The 13,946-nt window shown below is 61.2% G+C and carries 15 protein-coding genes; 10 read left to right on the forward strand and 5 right to left on the reverse strand.

What is annotated here, in order from left to right:
• Positions 1-56 precede the first annotated feature (56 nt).
• Entirely contained in the window at positions 57-1,250 is a 1,194-nt protein-coding gene (locus LG661_RS19480; RefSeq protein WP_230533594.1) for a pyridoxal-phosphate-dependent aminotransferase family protein, read from the forward strand.
• A gap of 121 nt (positions 1,251-1,371) precedes the next feature.
• Here the strand turns inward: LG661_RS19480 and LG661_RS19485 are convergent, their stop codons facing one another.
• Positions 1,372-3,750 carry a penicillin acylase family protein gene (locus LG661_RS19485; protein ID WP_230533596.1) on the reverse strand — a complete coding sequence of 793 codons (2,379 nt, stop codon included), beginning with the start codon at positions 3,748-3,750 and terminating at the stop codon, positions 1,372-1,374.
• 154 nt (positions 3,751-3,904) lie between these two features.
• Entirely contained in the window at positions 3,905-4,753 is an 849-nt protein-coding gene (locus LG661_RS19490; protein ID WP_230533598.1) for a polysaccharide deacetylase family protein, read from the reverse strand.
• Between the two features lie 654 nt (positions 4,754-5,407).
• Here LG661_RS19490 and LG661_RS19495 point away from each other — a divergent pair.
• The 5 genes from LG661_RS19495 (at position 5,408) to LG661_RS25490 (ending at position 8,121) form a co-directional block, all read left to right on the forward strand.
• On the forward strand, positions 5,408-5,914 hold the full coding sequence (locus LG661_RS19495) for a ferritin-like domain-containing protein (protein WP_230533600.1): 507 nt from the start codon (positions 5,408-5,410) through the stop codon (positions 5,912-5,914).
• A 225-nt stretch (positions 5,915-6,139) separates the two neighbouring features.
• Positions 6,140-6,463 carry a hypothetical protein gene (locus LG661_RS19500; RefSeq protein WP_230533601.1) on the forward strand — a complete coding sequence of 108 codons (324 nt, stop codon included), beginning with the start codon at positions 6,140-6,142 and terminating at the stop codon, positions 6,461-6,463.
• A 109-nt stretch (positions 6,464-6,572) separates the two neighbouring features.
• Positions 6,573-6,833: a hypothetical protein gene (locus LG661_RS19505; protein ID WP_230533603.1), complete on the forward strand. Its 261-nt coding sequence runs from the start codon at positions 6,573-6,575 to the stop codon at positions 6,831-6,833.
• 140 nt (positions 6,834-6,973) lie between these two features.
• On the forward strand, positions 6,974-7,525 hold the full coding sequence (locus LG661_RS19510) for an exopolysaccharide biosynthesis protein (RefSeq protein ID WP_230533604.1): 552 nt from the start codon (positions 6,974-6,976) through the stop codon (positions 7,523-7,525).
• Between the two features lie 224 nt (positions 7,526-7,749).
• Positions 7,750-8,121 (forward strand): cytochrome P450, encoded by a 372-nt coding sequence (locus LG661_RS25490; protein ID WP_407666752.1) that lies wholly within the window; start codon positions 7,750-7,752, stop codon positions 8,119-8,121.
• A 3-nt stretch (positions 8,122-8,124) separates the two neighbouring features.
• Here the strand turns inward: LG661_RS25490 and LG661_RS19515 are convergent, their stop codons facing one another.
• The gene (locus LG661_RS19515) at positions 8,125-9,324 is read right to left on the reverse strand and encodes a cytochrome P450 (RefSeq protein WP_230533605.1); all 1,200 of its coding nucleotides are present in this window, start codon (positions 9,322-9,324) and stop codon (positions 8,125-8,127) included.
• Positions 9,325-9,623: 299 nt separating this feature from the next.
• On the opposite strand from LG661_RS19515, the gene LG661_RS19520 reads away from it, so the two are divergent.
• Positions 9,624-10,427 carry a DUF1194 domain-containing protein gene (locus LG661_RS19520; protein ID WP_230533606.1) on the forward strand — a complete coding sequence of 268 codons (804 nt, stop codon included), beginning with the start codon at positions 9,624-9,626 and terminating at the stop codon, positions 10,425-10,427.
• On the opposite strand, the gene LG661_RS19525 is transcribed toward LG661_RS19520, so the two are convergent.
• Both LG661_RS19525 and LG661_RS19530 read right to left on the reverse strand, forming a co-directional pair.
• Entirely contained in the window at positions 10,348-10,878 is a 531-nt protein-coding gene (locus LG661_RS19525) for a cation:proton antiporter domain-containing protein (protein ID WP_230533607.1), read from the reverse strand. The genes LG661_RS19520 and LG661_RS19525 overlap by 80 nt on opposite strands.
• A 428-nt stretch (positions 10,879-11,306) precedes the next feature.
• A complete protein-coding gene (locus LG661_RS19530; protein ID WP_230533608.1) occupies positions 11,307-11,786 on the reverse strand; it encodes a DNA polymerase III subunit epsilon in 480 nt (159 codons plus the stop codon).
• On the opposite strand from LG661_RS19530, the gene LG661_RS19535 reads away from it, so the two are divergent.
• From LG661_RS19535 to LG661_RS19545, 3 genes are all read left to right on the forward strand, one after another.
• A complete protein-coding gene (locus tag LG661_RS19535) occupies positions 11,758-12,387 on the forward strand; it encodes a hypothetical protein (RefSeq protein ID WP_230533609.1) in 630 nt (209 codons plus the stop codon). The genes LG661_RS19530 and LG661_RS19535 overlap by 29 nt on opposite strands.
• Before the next feature lie 22 nt (positions 12,388-12,409).
• Positions 12,410-12,721, forward strand: a complete 312-nt coding sequence (locus LG661_RS19540) for a hypothetical protein (RefSeq protein ID WP_230533610.1) — start codon at positions 12,410-12,412, stop codon at positions 12,719-12,721.
• 542 nt (positions 12,722-13,263) lie between these two features.
• The coding region (locus tag LG661_RS19545) for a cache domain-containing protein (RefSeq protein WP_230533611.1) at positions 13,264-13,946 on the forward strand (683 nt) is incomplete at its 3' end.

Below are 13,946 nucleotides of genomic sequence, written 5' to 3' on the forward strand. Positions count from 1 at the left end.
TGGGTCAAACCTGAGCTTAACCTGCCCCAATCAAGGTGTCTGAGAGGATTATGAGCATGTCACTTCGAGGTGGTCGGGAATTCTTGATGATCCCGGGTCCGACGACGGTTCCGGATGAAGTCCTGGGCGCCATGCACCGGCCGGCGGTCGACATCTACTCGGGCCCGCTGGTCGAAGTGACCATGTCGTGCCTGCGCGATCTTCGCACCGTGTTCCGAACCGCCGGCGATACCTACATCTACGCGGCCAACGGCCATGGCGCTTGGGAGTCTGCCCTCACCAACACCTTGTCGCGCGGCGACCGGGTTGTCGTGCTCGAGTCGGGTCTGTTCGCCCTTGGCTGGGCCGAAATGGCCAAGCGCCTTGGAATCGATGTCATCATTCTTCCAGGCGGCTGGAGGCGGGCTGCGGACCCAGACCAATTGCAGGCTTTTCTGAGAAATGACCGCGAGGGCCGGGTCAAGGCCGTTCTACTGACACAGGTCGACACCGCGTCGGGTGCGCTCAACGATATCCCGGCGATCCGCCGTGCCGTGGACGAGGCCAAGCATGGCGCGCTGTTGATGGTGGACCTCATCGCATCGCTGGGAGCAATTCCGTTCGAGATGGACGAGTGGGGGGTCGACGTCGCCGTTGCGGCCTCGCAAAAAGGCCTGATGATGACGCCGGGCCTGAGCTTCGTGGCTGCCGGCCCGAGGGCCAAGCAGGTGCATCCCAAGGCCGACCTTCGGACCTTCTATTGGGATTGGAGCTTCCGAGACGGTCCGGAGCATTATCAGAAATATTGCGGCACCTGTCCGGAGCACCTCATGTTCGGCTTCCGCAAGGCGCTCGACCTGATCCTCAGCGAGGGCCTGGACGATGTTCATCAACGACATCGCCTTTTGGCCGAAGCCACCCGCCGGGCAGTCGCCGAGTGGGCCAAGGGCGGCGCGATCGATTTCAATATCTTGCAGCCGGACCAGCGCTCGGATTCCGTGACAGTCCTGGCAATGGATGAGGCGCATGCCACGCCGCTGTTGGATTACTGCAGGGATGTATGCGGCGTTGTGCTCGGGATCGCAATCGGCCCGGCCTCTGGCCGTGGCTTCCGGATCGGGCACATGGGCCATATCAACGCGCCCACCCTGCTTGGGACCCTGGGCGTCATCGAGATGGGCTTGGCTGCGCTGGGAATCCCGCACGGTTCTGGCGGCTGCAGCGCAGCAATCGCCTACCTGGCCGAGAAAACAGACCGCACGTCCGGCTGAGGGCAGTTCCAGCCTCGCGCTTGCCTCGCCCGCTTCTCACGAGGCTTGCAGGATGTTGGATCGAGCGGGTTCCAGAAGCCGTCAAAGCAGGCCGGCATCTGTTTTGAACCCCGCCGAGGTGCTACACCCCCGCCGCCCGAGCGGCCTGCACATAGGGGGCTGACGCGCGCCGCGGCTCCAGCCTGATCCTGTGGGGTGCCGCCGCATCGACCGCTTCGCGCGAGTACAACATCGGCACATACTGACCCACTGCCCAGATGGGCGCGAGATCGCTGTAGTGCGGCGAGCGCGGATCGCCCGATTGCCCCGGAGCATTGATCCAGCGGCTCTCGTCCCACGCTCCGACATCAACGACCATTCGAACCGAGGCGCCTGCGATCGTGCGGAAGTCCGATGGGCGATAGCCGGTATGCATCGGCGTGACCGAACTGCCGCCGTGCGGGAACGGACCGATGTTGAAAGCCTCGTTGCCATGCTCGACGGAGGCCAGCGAATGCTCGAATAGGGCGTGGTGCAGCCTGCCCCAAGCCCAAGTGGAGGAGTCCGCGCCGAGCCGATCGGCGCAATCCCGCCAAGCCGCCGCGAGCGTCGTGCGCAGCAGTTCATCCCGCCCATACGCAGGGCTTGCGCCGAAACGCTCATCCGGTGTTTCAAGCGCACGGAGAATGCCCTCGATGTCTCCTGGAGCCAGAAGCCCGCGCATTTTGTCGTCCGGGACCAGTGCCTCAAGAAGCCCTGTCTTCAGGTGCTTAGCCCACCACAACTCAAACAGCGCAGCAGGTCCACTGTCGACCGCCAACGCATGATCCCAGCCCTTGAGATAGGCGAGCGCGGCTGCCGCATCTCCCTCCGCTTCGAGGCCGTTCAACAGGCTGCAGACCCGCCGCGCCGGCATAGACACGACGTCGGTTTGCAGCCGGCACGCATCGTCGACGGAATGCTGCGGCGATCGGCGGAGGACCTCGTGAATGCGGGTGGTGCGTGAATTCTCGATCCATTCGTAGCCGACTGCATGAGGATAGTCGGGCGGCAGGTTCATCTCGTTCGCCGTTGCGAAGAAGCCTTTCTCCGGGTTCACCACTCTGGGAAGCTTCTCGTTGTCGAGGAAACCGTCCCACTCATACCGGCCGTCTCCGGGAACCGGCATGAGGCCGTCCCAGTTGGGGCGCACTGGCGTCCAACCAGCTGGCACCCAGGCGATCGTGCCTTGCACGTCGGCAAAGACGTGGTTCGACGAGGGCACGCCCCAACCACGCATAGCATCGCGAAATTCCGCAATGTTCCTGGCACGCATGGACGTGAGGCTCCTCAGGTAGGGCGCGGACCCTGGGGCGGACCACACCGATCTGACGGCGTAAGCCTTTTGCCGCTCGGGCTGCTCGAACAGCACCGGGCCGTGCCGGGTGAATTTGAGGGACATCACCTGGTCGGGCGCGCCCTTGACGGCGAATACCTCCTCGACAACCTGCATCTCCTGCCACGAATCCTCGTAGCGGTAGCCTGTCGGCTCGCCCTGTTTCGTCTCATAGACGTAGAGATCCTCCTGATCGGCATAGAAGATCGTGAGGCTGAAGGCGATCTGTCCATTGTGTCCGATCGACACGCCAGGAACGACCGGCTCTCCGGCCCCGATCACATCCAGTCCAGGCGCGCTCAGATGCACCAGATAGCGCAGGGCCGGGATGGCGTGGTTTCGATGGGGGTCGCTTGCCATGAGCGGCCTTCCCGTGGCCGTATGAGCCGCATCGACCACCCAGTTGTTCGAGCCCTGCAAGCCGACTTCCGCGACAACATCACCGAGATCGGTCACCTTTGTCCACTTCCAGGCCTCCTCGAGAGAAGCCGCGAGACGCTCAGGCGAGAACATCACGGCTGCCGTTCCAAGCTTGTAGGCGGCCAGAACCTCCAACGGGACGGGCGACGGATCAAGCCCTTCGGGAACGGTCGGAACGATCGCCGGCTCCAGCACCTTCCGAAGATCGTCTGTTGCTTGATCCGCACCTGTAAGGACATGGGTGCGGAGCACCTCGGACAGGATATTGCGGGTCATCGCATGGCTTCGGATCCGGACAACATCCTCGGGCTCCCATCGGGCGGGCTTCGTGCCCATCTGTGTGAACTCGGGTGGAAGCCTCTCGGGCTCGCGCTCCGTCAATGCGATGTACGCGTTGATGCCGGTGACAAAGGCTGTGCAGATGTCTTTTGCATCGGGCGCGTAGGTTGCCCATTCGGCATCCATGTCTCCGCGGTAGAGGAAAAGCCGGGACGTGTAATCCTGCGCCAGGTATCCCGGCCCGAAGTCGGCGGCGAGCAGGCCGAGGCCCCTTTTGCGCCAAAGATCGAGTTGCCAGAGACGGTCGCGCGCCGCGTTGAAGCCCTGCGCAAAAAACAGATCGTCGAGCGAGTCCGCCCGGATGTGAGGAACGCCCCATGGGTCGACGAGGATCTCCGCAGGCGCATTCAGGCCTTCAACAGACTCAATCTGGATGGTGCTCGTCATGGCTGGGGAGCTCTGTTGCTTAGCGTTGGAGATGTTGCTGCCGATGGCTTTGACATCCTTCCGGAGGGAATGGGATGTGATAGGCCTGAAGCGCTGGCGAACTTAAATACTCACCAGCGGGGCGAGCACGATGATGCGTCGGGCCGACGGTCCTTCATGCCCGCAGCGCTTCAGCCGCAGCGCGGGTTCGGAACCGCTCGGCAGCCTCTTCCATCGTGAGAAAATGGGCGCCGCGCTCGAGAAGCGAGCAGATCAGGCGCTCGAGCATGATCATGCGGTGCCCGCGGCCGATGACGAAAGGATGGAACGTGTAGGTGAGACACCCCCACTCTTCGGTGCGTGCCATGTACTCGAAATCATGGACCCAGTTTTCGAGGACCAGTCCCGCATTCGCCAGCCCTGGGAAGACCACGTCCTTGAACCGCATGAACTCGAAATGCGGAAAGTCGTCGAGCGACCAGCTGACGGGCATTTCGACCAATGTGGTCGTCTCGCCGAATTGGATCGGTTCCTCATCCGGCACGACATCGTTGCGGCGGGCGAAGTAAGGATGATGGTCATGCCCCATCATGCTGCTGTCGTAGAGAAAGCCATGCTTGAGCAGCAGGTCGACCGTCACAGGGCTGAGATCCCAGGCCGGGGACCTGTAGCCCCGCGGGCTGCGGCCGGTCACCTCGGCGATGGCCTCACTGGCACGGACGAGGTCCGCCTCCTCTTTCTCTGGGGCGAGGCTGGCCGGAGTTGCATGGGTCCAGCCGTGATTGGCAATCTCATGCCCGGCCCCGATGATCCGGCGGCAGTGATCCGGGTAGGTCTTGACGACGGTTCCTGGAACGAACCAAGAGGCCTTGATCCGATATTTGTCCAGGAGCGCCAGAATCCGGGGAACGGCAGCGGCTCCGAACTCCCCGCGTGAAACAGGTGTCGGACTCTTGAGCCCGCGAGCAACCATAACGGACATCGCGTCAAAGTCGAACGTTAGGCACACGGCATGACGGCTCATGATTTCCTCTTGAATCAAACAAAACGGGGTACCTTACATGTCAGCGGGGACGACTGAGTCCCGAGACATCATGCCCCCTCGAGTTCCGCTTCGGATGGCGCACCCCGTTGGGAAGAAACAACGCGGATACGCCTCTCCCTCTTCTCCGTATCGATGCTAAGCTTGTATCGCGTATCGATACGATCGAATTGATAATTGATGATGCACGCAGGATCGCTCGACTGTCAAGCGAGCGCGTCGAGATGGCACGTTCAGTTTGTCTCTTGGCGGTGCGGGCCGGTTTGACGACGATATTCTCCTGCCGGGCGGGCATACGCGTCGCGATGCGCAGCCAATTCTTCATCGCGGGCGAAGGCCGGCAATGCCGTCGACGCCCTGAGCGGCAACCGATAACCGCCGCCTCGGCGACGGCAACCCTTCACTGTACCGGAGTGATATAGGAAGCACCGGTGGACGCGGATTGCGCCCACCGTGACGGATGCTCCGCAGGGGCCTCGTGAATATTCCCGCGGGTTCCATATCAGCTGTTCGTCAAGGCTGACAGAGTACCTCCTGGATCACTGCGCAATGCCACCGACCTCATGCTGACCTGAGAGGAACTCAACCAGGACCCATTCGTTGGCGTCGGAACTGTATCCTTGAGGAAGCACACCGATGACTGACGCCCGCTCGATTTATATCTCGGCACTGCGTAACACCCATGCCATGGAGCAGCAGGGTCTGCAGCAGATGGAAATTCAGGTCTCCCGGCTGGAGAAATACCCGGAGTATTCAGCTCTCCTCCAGAAGCATATCGAGACCACGCGACAGCAGATCCAGCGCATTGAGCAGGCTCTTCAGTCTGCGGGGGAAAGTCCTCCGGCCGTCAAGGAAGCCGTAACCAGCGCAGCTGGCAGCGTTGGCGCAACAGTGCATGGAATGTTCCAGGACGAGACGCTCAAAAACCTCTATGCCGGCTATGCTTATCAATATGAGCAGATTGCAGCCTACCGCTCCCTGATCGCGATTGCGGAGAGTTCCGGCGAGACCGGTCACGTCGCCGCCTTCCGCCAGTCGATCCAGGAGGAGGAGCAGGCGGCGCAACAATCAGCCGATCTGATTGAGCCGGTCACCCGCAAGTACGTTGAGCTCACCACAAGCGGGGAGGAAGCCGACAGCTGACAGGGCTCGTGAAGCCGCTACCTCTCAGGCCAGCGCAGCCTGGCCTCAGCTGCTCAAGCTAACGCCGTTCGCGGCCTTGGCCTGGAGCCGATCTGCTGTGCGTCCTAGCCTGATGGAGCGCTCGGGATAAAGACACCTTTGCAAGTGGTCCGCTTAGCTCGCACTGTACCGGCGCCTTAACAGCCTCCATTCAGAAGGAGGATTGATGTTTCAGAAGGAGGATTGATGTTTACACTCGAGCTTAGCGGCAAGCCGATCGCGATCACCGATGCGGATGAGGCCATGGCGCGAGCCATCTTCCAAAGCGAAGATTTCAAGAATGACCTGACCCTGATGACCAGCGAAGGAACGCCCCTATGGGACGGCAGAATGCCGCTGAACATCAGGCCCGCATCTGAGCAGGAGGTCGCCGCGTTCGAAGCCCCTGACTTGGAGGACGATGATGATTTCGAGGACGAGGATGAGGACGGTTTGTTTGTGACGTTTCTCGTGCCTGTCGACAATGATCACGAGGATGTCTCGGCCGTTCCGCCACAGCTCCAGAGCTGATGAGCCTTCCCCCACATCTTCCGCCTCTCCAGGGGAGCGGGAAGATGAGCGCAGGTCAGGCTGATCTCTGCCAAGCTCCTCCTCGAACCTGGGGAGAACAGTCTGAAAGATGGCTGAAGATGCCTTGCCTGATCCTCGTCAGCCCGACATGCGGGATCGCGTGTACAACCTGTTCCGCAACAGTCAGCGACCCGGTCTCCTTTGTGCCGTACCGGAGGAGCGTCCCGTTCCAGAATTTCTGGTTGAGGAGAAGTGGGAGTTTGAACGCTGCCTTCGGCCTTCGGATCCCTCGCCGCCCGGCTTCCATGCCAGAGCTGCCGCGGCTGGCGTGCGCTTTAACGGCTTCTATCTCTTCTATCTCCTGGCCTAGACGCATGCTTAAGCTCATTGCCAAGTCCAATCAGATCAACACGCGCAGCGCTGTTCAAGGGGTGGTTGTAGGAGGCTCGGCCTGTGAACTGCGACAGGCCAGAAACAGCTTCTGAGATCATGGCGAGCATGGATCAACTGTTGCCATCAGATCCGCGCGTGCGCGACCTTGTGGCTGTGTTTGGGGAGCGGGCGAGCGGATTGCTGCTTGCCGCGATCGCCATTCCGGCCATCATTCCTGTCCCTGGCGTTCCCCTCGGGGCAGTCTTTGGGACCGTGCTGGTGATTGTAGCGTGCCGCATGGTGACAGCAGGAGAGGAGTTCAGCCTCCCTGAGTGGCTTGCTCAGATGCGACTAAAGCCCTCCGCAGTCAGAATGCTGGCTCACCAAGGTCCTGGAATCCTGCAAAAGTTCGAGGGGAGGATCAAGCCTCGGGCCGGCCTGCTGACGACAGGCCCTGCCAAGCCGATGCTGGCTCTGGTGATGGTGCTGATGGGGATCCTGATTGCTCTGCCGATCCCGTTCGGCAACATCCTTCCCGGCTTTGCGGTGATCCTGATGGGTCTAGGGTTGGCGGCTCGGGACGGGTTGGCCATCTTGTCTGCTCTCGCCCTGGCCTTCTTAGCAACCGGAACCTCGGTTGCGCTTGGGTGGGCTGCCGTGTGGGGCCTGGCCCACCTCTTGGCTTCGTAGGGCCAAGAGAAGGGCTCCTGCTCAGGCCTGCAGCCGGGCCAATCTCTCCCGGGACCTCAAGCGTTCGTACCTGCGCTGGCTCCCATGACCCTTTCGTATACGGCTCCAGGCCAGGAGCCCGATTAGCGGGACCGCCAGGAGAGCAAGACCTGCTACAGCAGCACCTGCGGAAGAGCCGCCCCTGCTTCTCCACCCCCCACTGATGCCCGTCCCCTCCGGCATGGGTGCTTGGACGACAGGCACTGACCGATTGCAGGACCGGCGGCTACTCCCTCCCTGCCGGTATGACCATCCTCATAAGTCCCTGGATCATCCACCGGGATCCGCGGTGGTTCGAGGATCCGCAGAGATTCCGCCCAGAACGATGGGAAGGCGATCTCGCGCGGCGGATCCCCCGCTTCGCCTACATGCCATTTGGCGGCGGGCCGCGCATCTGCATCGGGAACCGCTTCGCGATAATGGAAGCTGTGCTGATCCTGTCAGTCGTGGCTCGACACTTTCGCTTGGAGTGGCAAGAGGAGCATCCAGTCGAGCTCCTGCCATCCATCACGCTGCGCGCCAAGAGCGGCATCTGGGCTCGGCTGGTCCCGCGTTGATCCTCACGAGGCGCGTGGGCCAACCCGGAATCTGAGCGTGTAGTTGTCGAGCGTTCCCGGCAGCGGTTCTTCGGGGGAGAGACGCGGCTGCTCCAGCGAAAGCTCCTTTGTGCCCAGGATCTCGGCGATCATAGCGCTTCCCATCATTGGCACGAAGTCGCGCGCCGGACAAATTCCGGGCCCTCCACTGAAGGGGACGAGCGGCCACCCGTTTCCTGGCATACCCTGCAACCATAAGTCCGGATTGAGCCGGTGGGCGTAGTCCAGGTATTCGTCATCACGGTGAAAAAAGGGCGCAAAGATCAGAATGTGGGTGTTCTTCGGCATGGTGCCGCCGTCCCATTCCACGTCCTCCGTCGTTTCGCGGAAAATCGCGGGTGTCGTCGGCCACAGGCGCAGGCTCTCGAGAAAACAGGCCCGGACGAAAGGCAGATCCTTGCGCACTGTCTCGCCTGCAGCATCAATCTCCTCTCTGGCCCTCGCCCGCTCATCCGGATGAGTGGCGAGCAGAGCAAGGGTGCGGAATGTTGCCATGCCGCCGGGATCGAATGCGAAGAGGTAATGCGCCACCTGATGGGACGGCGATGTCTCGTCTGTTTTCGGCAAAGCTGCGATGCGGCCCGCAAGGCTGCCGGTCTCTGCGCGAGAGAGATACTGGTTCAACCGGTCATGAAACTGCTTGGCGAGTTTCGCGCGTTTGGGGTGAAGGAAGCCCCAGTTGCTCACCGCACGCAACTTCGCAAGCATCTCGGTCAGCTCATGATCGTCGCGAGCGCTGTCGCCGAGAACCACACGCCGGATGACCTTATGCCATGCGACAGTGAACTTGTCCCAGTTGAGCTCCTCTCCGCTCCGAGCGAGGAGCACCTCAGCTTCTTCTTTCACGACCCGCAGGAACGCATCGGCCTGTGAGTGAACAGGGCAGCCCTCCTCCAGCACCATACCGTTGAAGCGACGGCGGTCGCTTCGCTTCGGAGGTTTGGAGATCAGCGAGACATTGGGCTCGAAATGCCCGAGAACAGAACTCTTTTCCTTTGTGGCCGGCGTGAACGGCCGAGGTGTCCCGGCGAGAACCCTTTGCACATGCTCCGGGCTCAATATGACGGCCTGTTTGCGTCCAGGAATCGGGAGCAGCAGCGGACCTGATCCATACTTGGCCCAAAGCTGCTGCAGCCGCTGCACCGCGCGGGAGTCGAGCCCCACCGCCTCTGCGACCGAGACCATCTTCGGACGGCGGATGATGACGCCCTTGCTCAAGGTGGGAATGGCAACCTCGGCGAAGACGGCAAGCGTGTCGACAATGCTGGCCGTTGCCAGTCGAGCTTCAGATTTGGCAGGCTCTTGGCCCATGCGACCCTCTGGTTGATGGATGTGATGAACGAACGATGGCCCGGAAGGGAGGTTCCGAACATGGTCCTGGGGCAGCGCTGCCCTATCATTGGTTCGGGCGGAGAGCCGGCTCTGGCACGGGCACCTTACTCCCATTCGCCAGGAGGTCCGACATGCTTACTTCCGCGCGCGTGCTGCTTTTTCTTGCCCTGTCGTGGACAACGGCCATGTTCTCCACGGTCTCTGCTTGGGCTGAAACGGAAGTGGACCTCGCTCTCGTCATGGCGGTTGATGTCTCCCTGTCCATGGAACCCGACGAGCAGGAACTGCAACGGCAGGGCTTTGTCGAGGCCTTTCGCGCGCCTGAGGTGCATGAGGCAGTCCGCAAGGGCATGCTGGGTCGCATCGCTGTCGTGTACCTGGAATGGGCCGGGGCGGCCTACCAGGAGGTGGTTGTGCCCTGGACCGTGATCGAGCAGCCGGAGGATGCACTCGGCTTTGCGGACCGGCTTGCCCGCAGCCCCACTCGGCGCATCGGTTACACATCCGTCTCGGGCGCCATTGACTTCAGCCTCAGGCAATTGCGGGAGAGCGGGGTTAAGCCTCTCCGTGAGGTGATCGATATCTCCGGCGATGGTCCAAACAATCAGGGGCGGACCGTAACCCAGGCCAGGGACGAAGCGCTAGCCCGAGGGGTCACGATCAACGGCCTGCCGATCATGCTCAAGCGGCCCGATGGCGCTTGGGACATTGAGGACCTGGATCTTTACTTTCAGGATTGCGTCATCGGCGGGCCGGGCGCCTTCATGGTCCCGGTCCGGGAGAAGCAGCAGTTCATCCAAACTATCAGGACGAAGATCGTACGCGAGATTGCGGGACTGTCAGCACCCGCCACTCTCATTCAGCCGGCCCAGACCAAGCCGCGGGCCAACTGCCTAGCCGGGGAAAACCGAAGGGGACAGCGGTGGCGCCCATGATCAGCGGGTTCCCGACGAGCACGAACGCCGACAGCACGAGGGCAGGAATGACCTGATCGCCCAGGAGGCCGATCCGCAGGCCCGATCCCAGGCCGATGAAGAAGAACAGCAGCAGGAAATCGCGGAGGCTGGCCAGGCGCGAGGCTAACGCCTCCCGGAACGAGGTCGAGGCCAGCGAAACACCTGCAATCAGGCCGCCCAGTTCCTTGCCCAGGCCGATGAAGTCGCATACGGCGGCGAAGATCACGGTCCAGGCGAGGGCAAACGTGACGAGCAGTTCCGGCATGCGGGTGATGTAGCGTAGCAGGCGCTCCGCGCCGTAGCGCACGAAGAGTGCGAGAAGCGCGAGGAGTGCAAGGCCAATGGCGAGCGTGCCGCCGATTCCGAAACCGGCCGGGCTCCCGTCCGCGCTTATGCCGACGGTCGAGAGGACGATCATGGCCAGGACCACAACAATGTCCTGGACGATGAGGAAGCCGACGGCGATGCGGCCATGCAGCGAGTCGACCTCGCGGGGTCCTTTCGTTCGGGCCCGGGTACTTCAGACCGTCCCGGAAAAGATCACTGCGATGGCCAGCCCGTCCGAAGATATGGGTGACGCCCTCCGGGACCTTGCCCACATCGTCATAGGCCTTGATCTGCGATCCGGCGCGGTCCCTGAGAGCCTTCCAGAGAATGGCGTTCTCAAGCCGCTCCTCCGGATCCATCCCACGATCCAGGATGAAGGCATAGGGAGGGACAGGCTCGAGGTTGGCGGAAAGAACCGCCATGCCGATCGAGGCGAGCCGGGGCGTGACCAGGATTTCGGTCAGATTGTCCATTCCCATCTCCTTCAGGGGATTTCAGCGGTAGAGATTCCGCTGGTCTTTGGACCCTGGATCAATCGGCTCTTGGGGAGAACCGCTCCATGGCAGTGATGTGTCGAATGGGAATGTCGATCGGGCGCATGTAGATGTGTGATCGTAGGAAGTTGATCTCGTCCTCAAGCTTTTCCTGCGGGACTTCGATCCACCAAGCCTTGACCGATCCGTCTGATCCGTCCGACCACCGGTAGGAACGGGCTTTCAACAGCTCCTTGCGGTCATAGGGGGTATTGGTCGCTTTGATGCGGCAGGTAATAGCTCTGGAGGCTTGTAGAAGACAGGAGATCGGCGACCGTCCAGACTTTGGAAGCGGCAGCGCGAGAATCTGGAGCGCTGCAAGGCAGTCCTCTGCGGCTCGATGGGCGTTGAAGAAGAACCCGCTTTTCATGCCGATGTAACTCAGCGTGAGACTCTCGAAGCCTTCCTCCTTCCAAGGAACGAGCGTTCTGCCGGAGATCAAGGGGATCGTGGCGAATACGAACGTACGATTCTTCATCATCGACCACCCGGAGAAGGAGGAGCAGCTTCGTCCCAGTCTGGCCGAGGGTCTGATCAAGTCCTCGATCGTGGCTGTGGGACCCAAAGGTCCGAGCGAGCAGTGGATCCGGCAAAAGGCCGGGTTCGGCTGCCATGACGATGCGGCTCGCGGCCGGGAGCAAGGCTTCCGTGAGAGCCTTCTGGCCCTGGCGGATGGTCCGCCCAGTGGGAAAGATCAGGTGATCACCATCACCCTCGCTCGCTCCGAATATCTCGAGATTGCCGCGGCCGCTCCCGGCAAGGAACTCGTTCGGGCGCTGCCCTCGGCGGTGATGAACCTGCTGCTTCTCCTGGGCGGCGACAGCGGCATGCCGCTGGCGGGAGAGCAGGTGGACCTGATCCAGGATGCCATCGGCCGGAACCACCCGCAGATTGCGGTTCCCTTTGCGCTCCCGCGGCTATGCGCCCGGTACGCCCAAAAGCCGGTGCCGGCTCAAAAGAAGATCGCGAAGGATTTGGAGAAGGCCGCCACGTTCAAGAAGAACCGGGACGCCTATCTCATGGCACAAGCCGGCGCACCTGGTCAGGATCAACGTGTTCAGGCTACACCTTTACGGTAAGCCTCTTTGTGGAACAGGTCAGATGCAGTCGGCAGCAATCTTGGTTGGCCTCCTGATAGGACCGGCTCTCTTGCTTGTCCTTGCCCGGCATTTGGGCGGTGCCTGGTCCGTCCGTATGGCCTGGCGACGGGTCTTGCGCTGGATGTACGGGTTCGGATTGGCTGGAGCCATCGGCCTGTTAGCGGCCTTATGGATCGAAGGCATCGAGGGGGATGAAGCAATCACGTTCTTTATGGCCAGCGTCATCGCGGTGATCTTTGGCCTCTCAGGGCTGCTCACCTGGACGGCCAGTCGCCTCCTCACAAGGAAGGCACCGGGCTTTCGGACGGGCTAGCCTGGACTGCAGCAGGTTCCATGCTGCCCGCGGAAGATGGTACGGTACGGAACAGAACTAACGGTTGAATAGTTTCACCGGTCAGTTTCACCTCCGGTCCGACCACAATCACTGCCCAGGAGGCACGTTGGCATTCCAAATGCTCTCTCCATCGTCCTGGGATTGGCCATTCTCCTTAGCGTGATCATGTGGATCATGGCGATATCGGCTATACTCTAAGACAGTCGCGCCAAGCATAGGCCCCGTCCTTGTAATCACTTTGAGCAGGGAGGGGCGCAATCATCTGCGCGATATCTCATTTGCCCTTCAAAACAGCGTACCACACTTTATTTACATGCAGTGCTTCGCCATCTGAAATGACAGTGCTTGTGGTCTAAATTGGCTCACAACCGCTAAATGCCAAGTAAGATTTAGGATTCGTCCGCAGACGGCGCTGCTTAACTTGAAATTACTCTTTTTCCAGAACTGTAGCCGGGCCCGATTAATCGTGCTGCTGTGGCACGAGCCTCCTGCGGCGATGCAGGCGGGTCCACAAAGAAGTGATGACAGTCCAAAATCCCCCCGCTCGGAAGAGGGTAGCGAGCATTCTATCCAGTGTTACCAGCCGCTTCTACGCAGGTATCGCCGCCGGCATCCTCGCGCTGATAGCACTGTCGGTTTATGGATCACTCACGATCTCCAGCATCCTCCTCGAAAGAAAGCAGGCCGAGCTCAAAAGCCTTGCTCAGACCGCGACAACTCTCATTGCAGGTTTTGAGGAGCGTGCCAGGAAGGGTGAGTTTTCCGTCGAGGAGGCCAAGAAGCGGGCGGCCGACATCCTGCGCACGATGCGCTACAACGGCAATGACTACTTTGTGGTACTCGATTACACCAACTTCGTTGTCATGCATCCCAACAAGGGTACTGAGGGCAAGAACCTCTCCGACGTGAAGGATGCCAACGGAACCTACGTCACCCGCGAGCAGGTCGAGGCCGGTAAGAGGGGCGGCGGTTTCGTCAACTTCCTCTGGCCGAAGCTGAACGAGACTGTACCGTCTCCGAAAACCGTATACGCCGTCTCATTCCCTCAGTGGGAATGGGTTGTGGCCGCAGGCATGTACATCGATGATCTGGCGGCTATCAATGCCACTCACCGGAACGTGTTCCTCGCCTTTGTCGGCGTCTCGGCCCTAATCCTGGCAGCTGTTGCGTTCGGCCTCGGTCGTAGCATCTCCCGGCCGATGAA

This window comes from Microvirga roseola, assembly GCF_020866965.1.
Taxonomy (GTDB): Bacteria; Pseudomonadota; Alphaproteobacteria; order Rhizobiales; family Beijerinckiaceae; genus Microvirga; species Microvirga roseola.

What these genes read in the sequence shown, in the direction of transcription:
- LG661_RS19540 (WP_230533610.1), top strand. Translation starts at nt 12,410, where the DNA reads ATGCAGTCGGCAGCAATCTTGGTTGGCCTCCTGATAGGACCGGCTCTC.
- LG661_RS19500 (WP_230533601.1), top strand. Translation starts at nt 6,140, where the DNA reads ATGTTTACACTCGAGCTTAGCGGCAAGCCGATCGCGATCACCGATGCG.
- LG661_RS19480 (WP_230533594.1), top strand. Translation starts at nt 57, where the DNA reads ATGTCACTTCGAGGTGGTCGGGAATTCTTGATGATCCCGGGTCCGACG.
- LG661_RS19530 (WP_230533608.1), bottom strand. Translation starts at nt 11,786, where the DNA reads ATGAAGAATCGTACGTTCGTATTCGCCACGATCCCCTTGATCTCCGGC.
- LG661_RS19495 (WP_230533600.1), top strand. Translation starts at nt 5,408, where the DNA reads ATGACTGACGCCCGCTCGATTTATATCTCGGCACTGCGTAACACCCAT.
- LG661_RS19505 (WP_230533603.1), top strand. Translation starts at nt 6,573, where the DNA reads ATGGCTGAAGATGCCTTGCCTGATCCTCGTCAGCCCGACATGCGGGAT.
- LG661_RS19520 (WP_230533606.1), top strand. Translation starts at nt 9,624, where the DNA reads ATGCTTACTTCCGCGCGCGTGCTGCTTTTTCTTGCCCTGTCGTGGACA.
- LG661_RS19485 (WP_230533596.1), bottom strand. Translation starts at nt 3,750, where the DNA reads ATGACGAGCACCATCCAGATTGAGTCTGTTGAAGGCCTGAATGCGCCT.
- LG661_RS19490 (WP_230533598.1), bottom strand. Translation starts at nt 4,753, where the DNA reads ATGAGCCGTCATGCCGTGTGCCTAACGTTCGACTTTGACGCGATGTCC.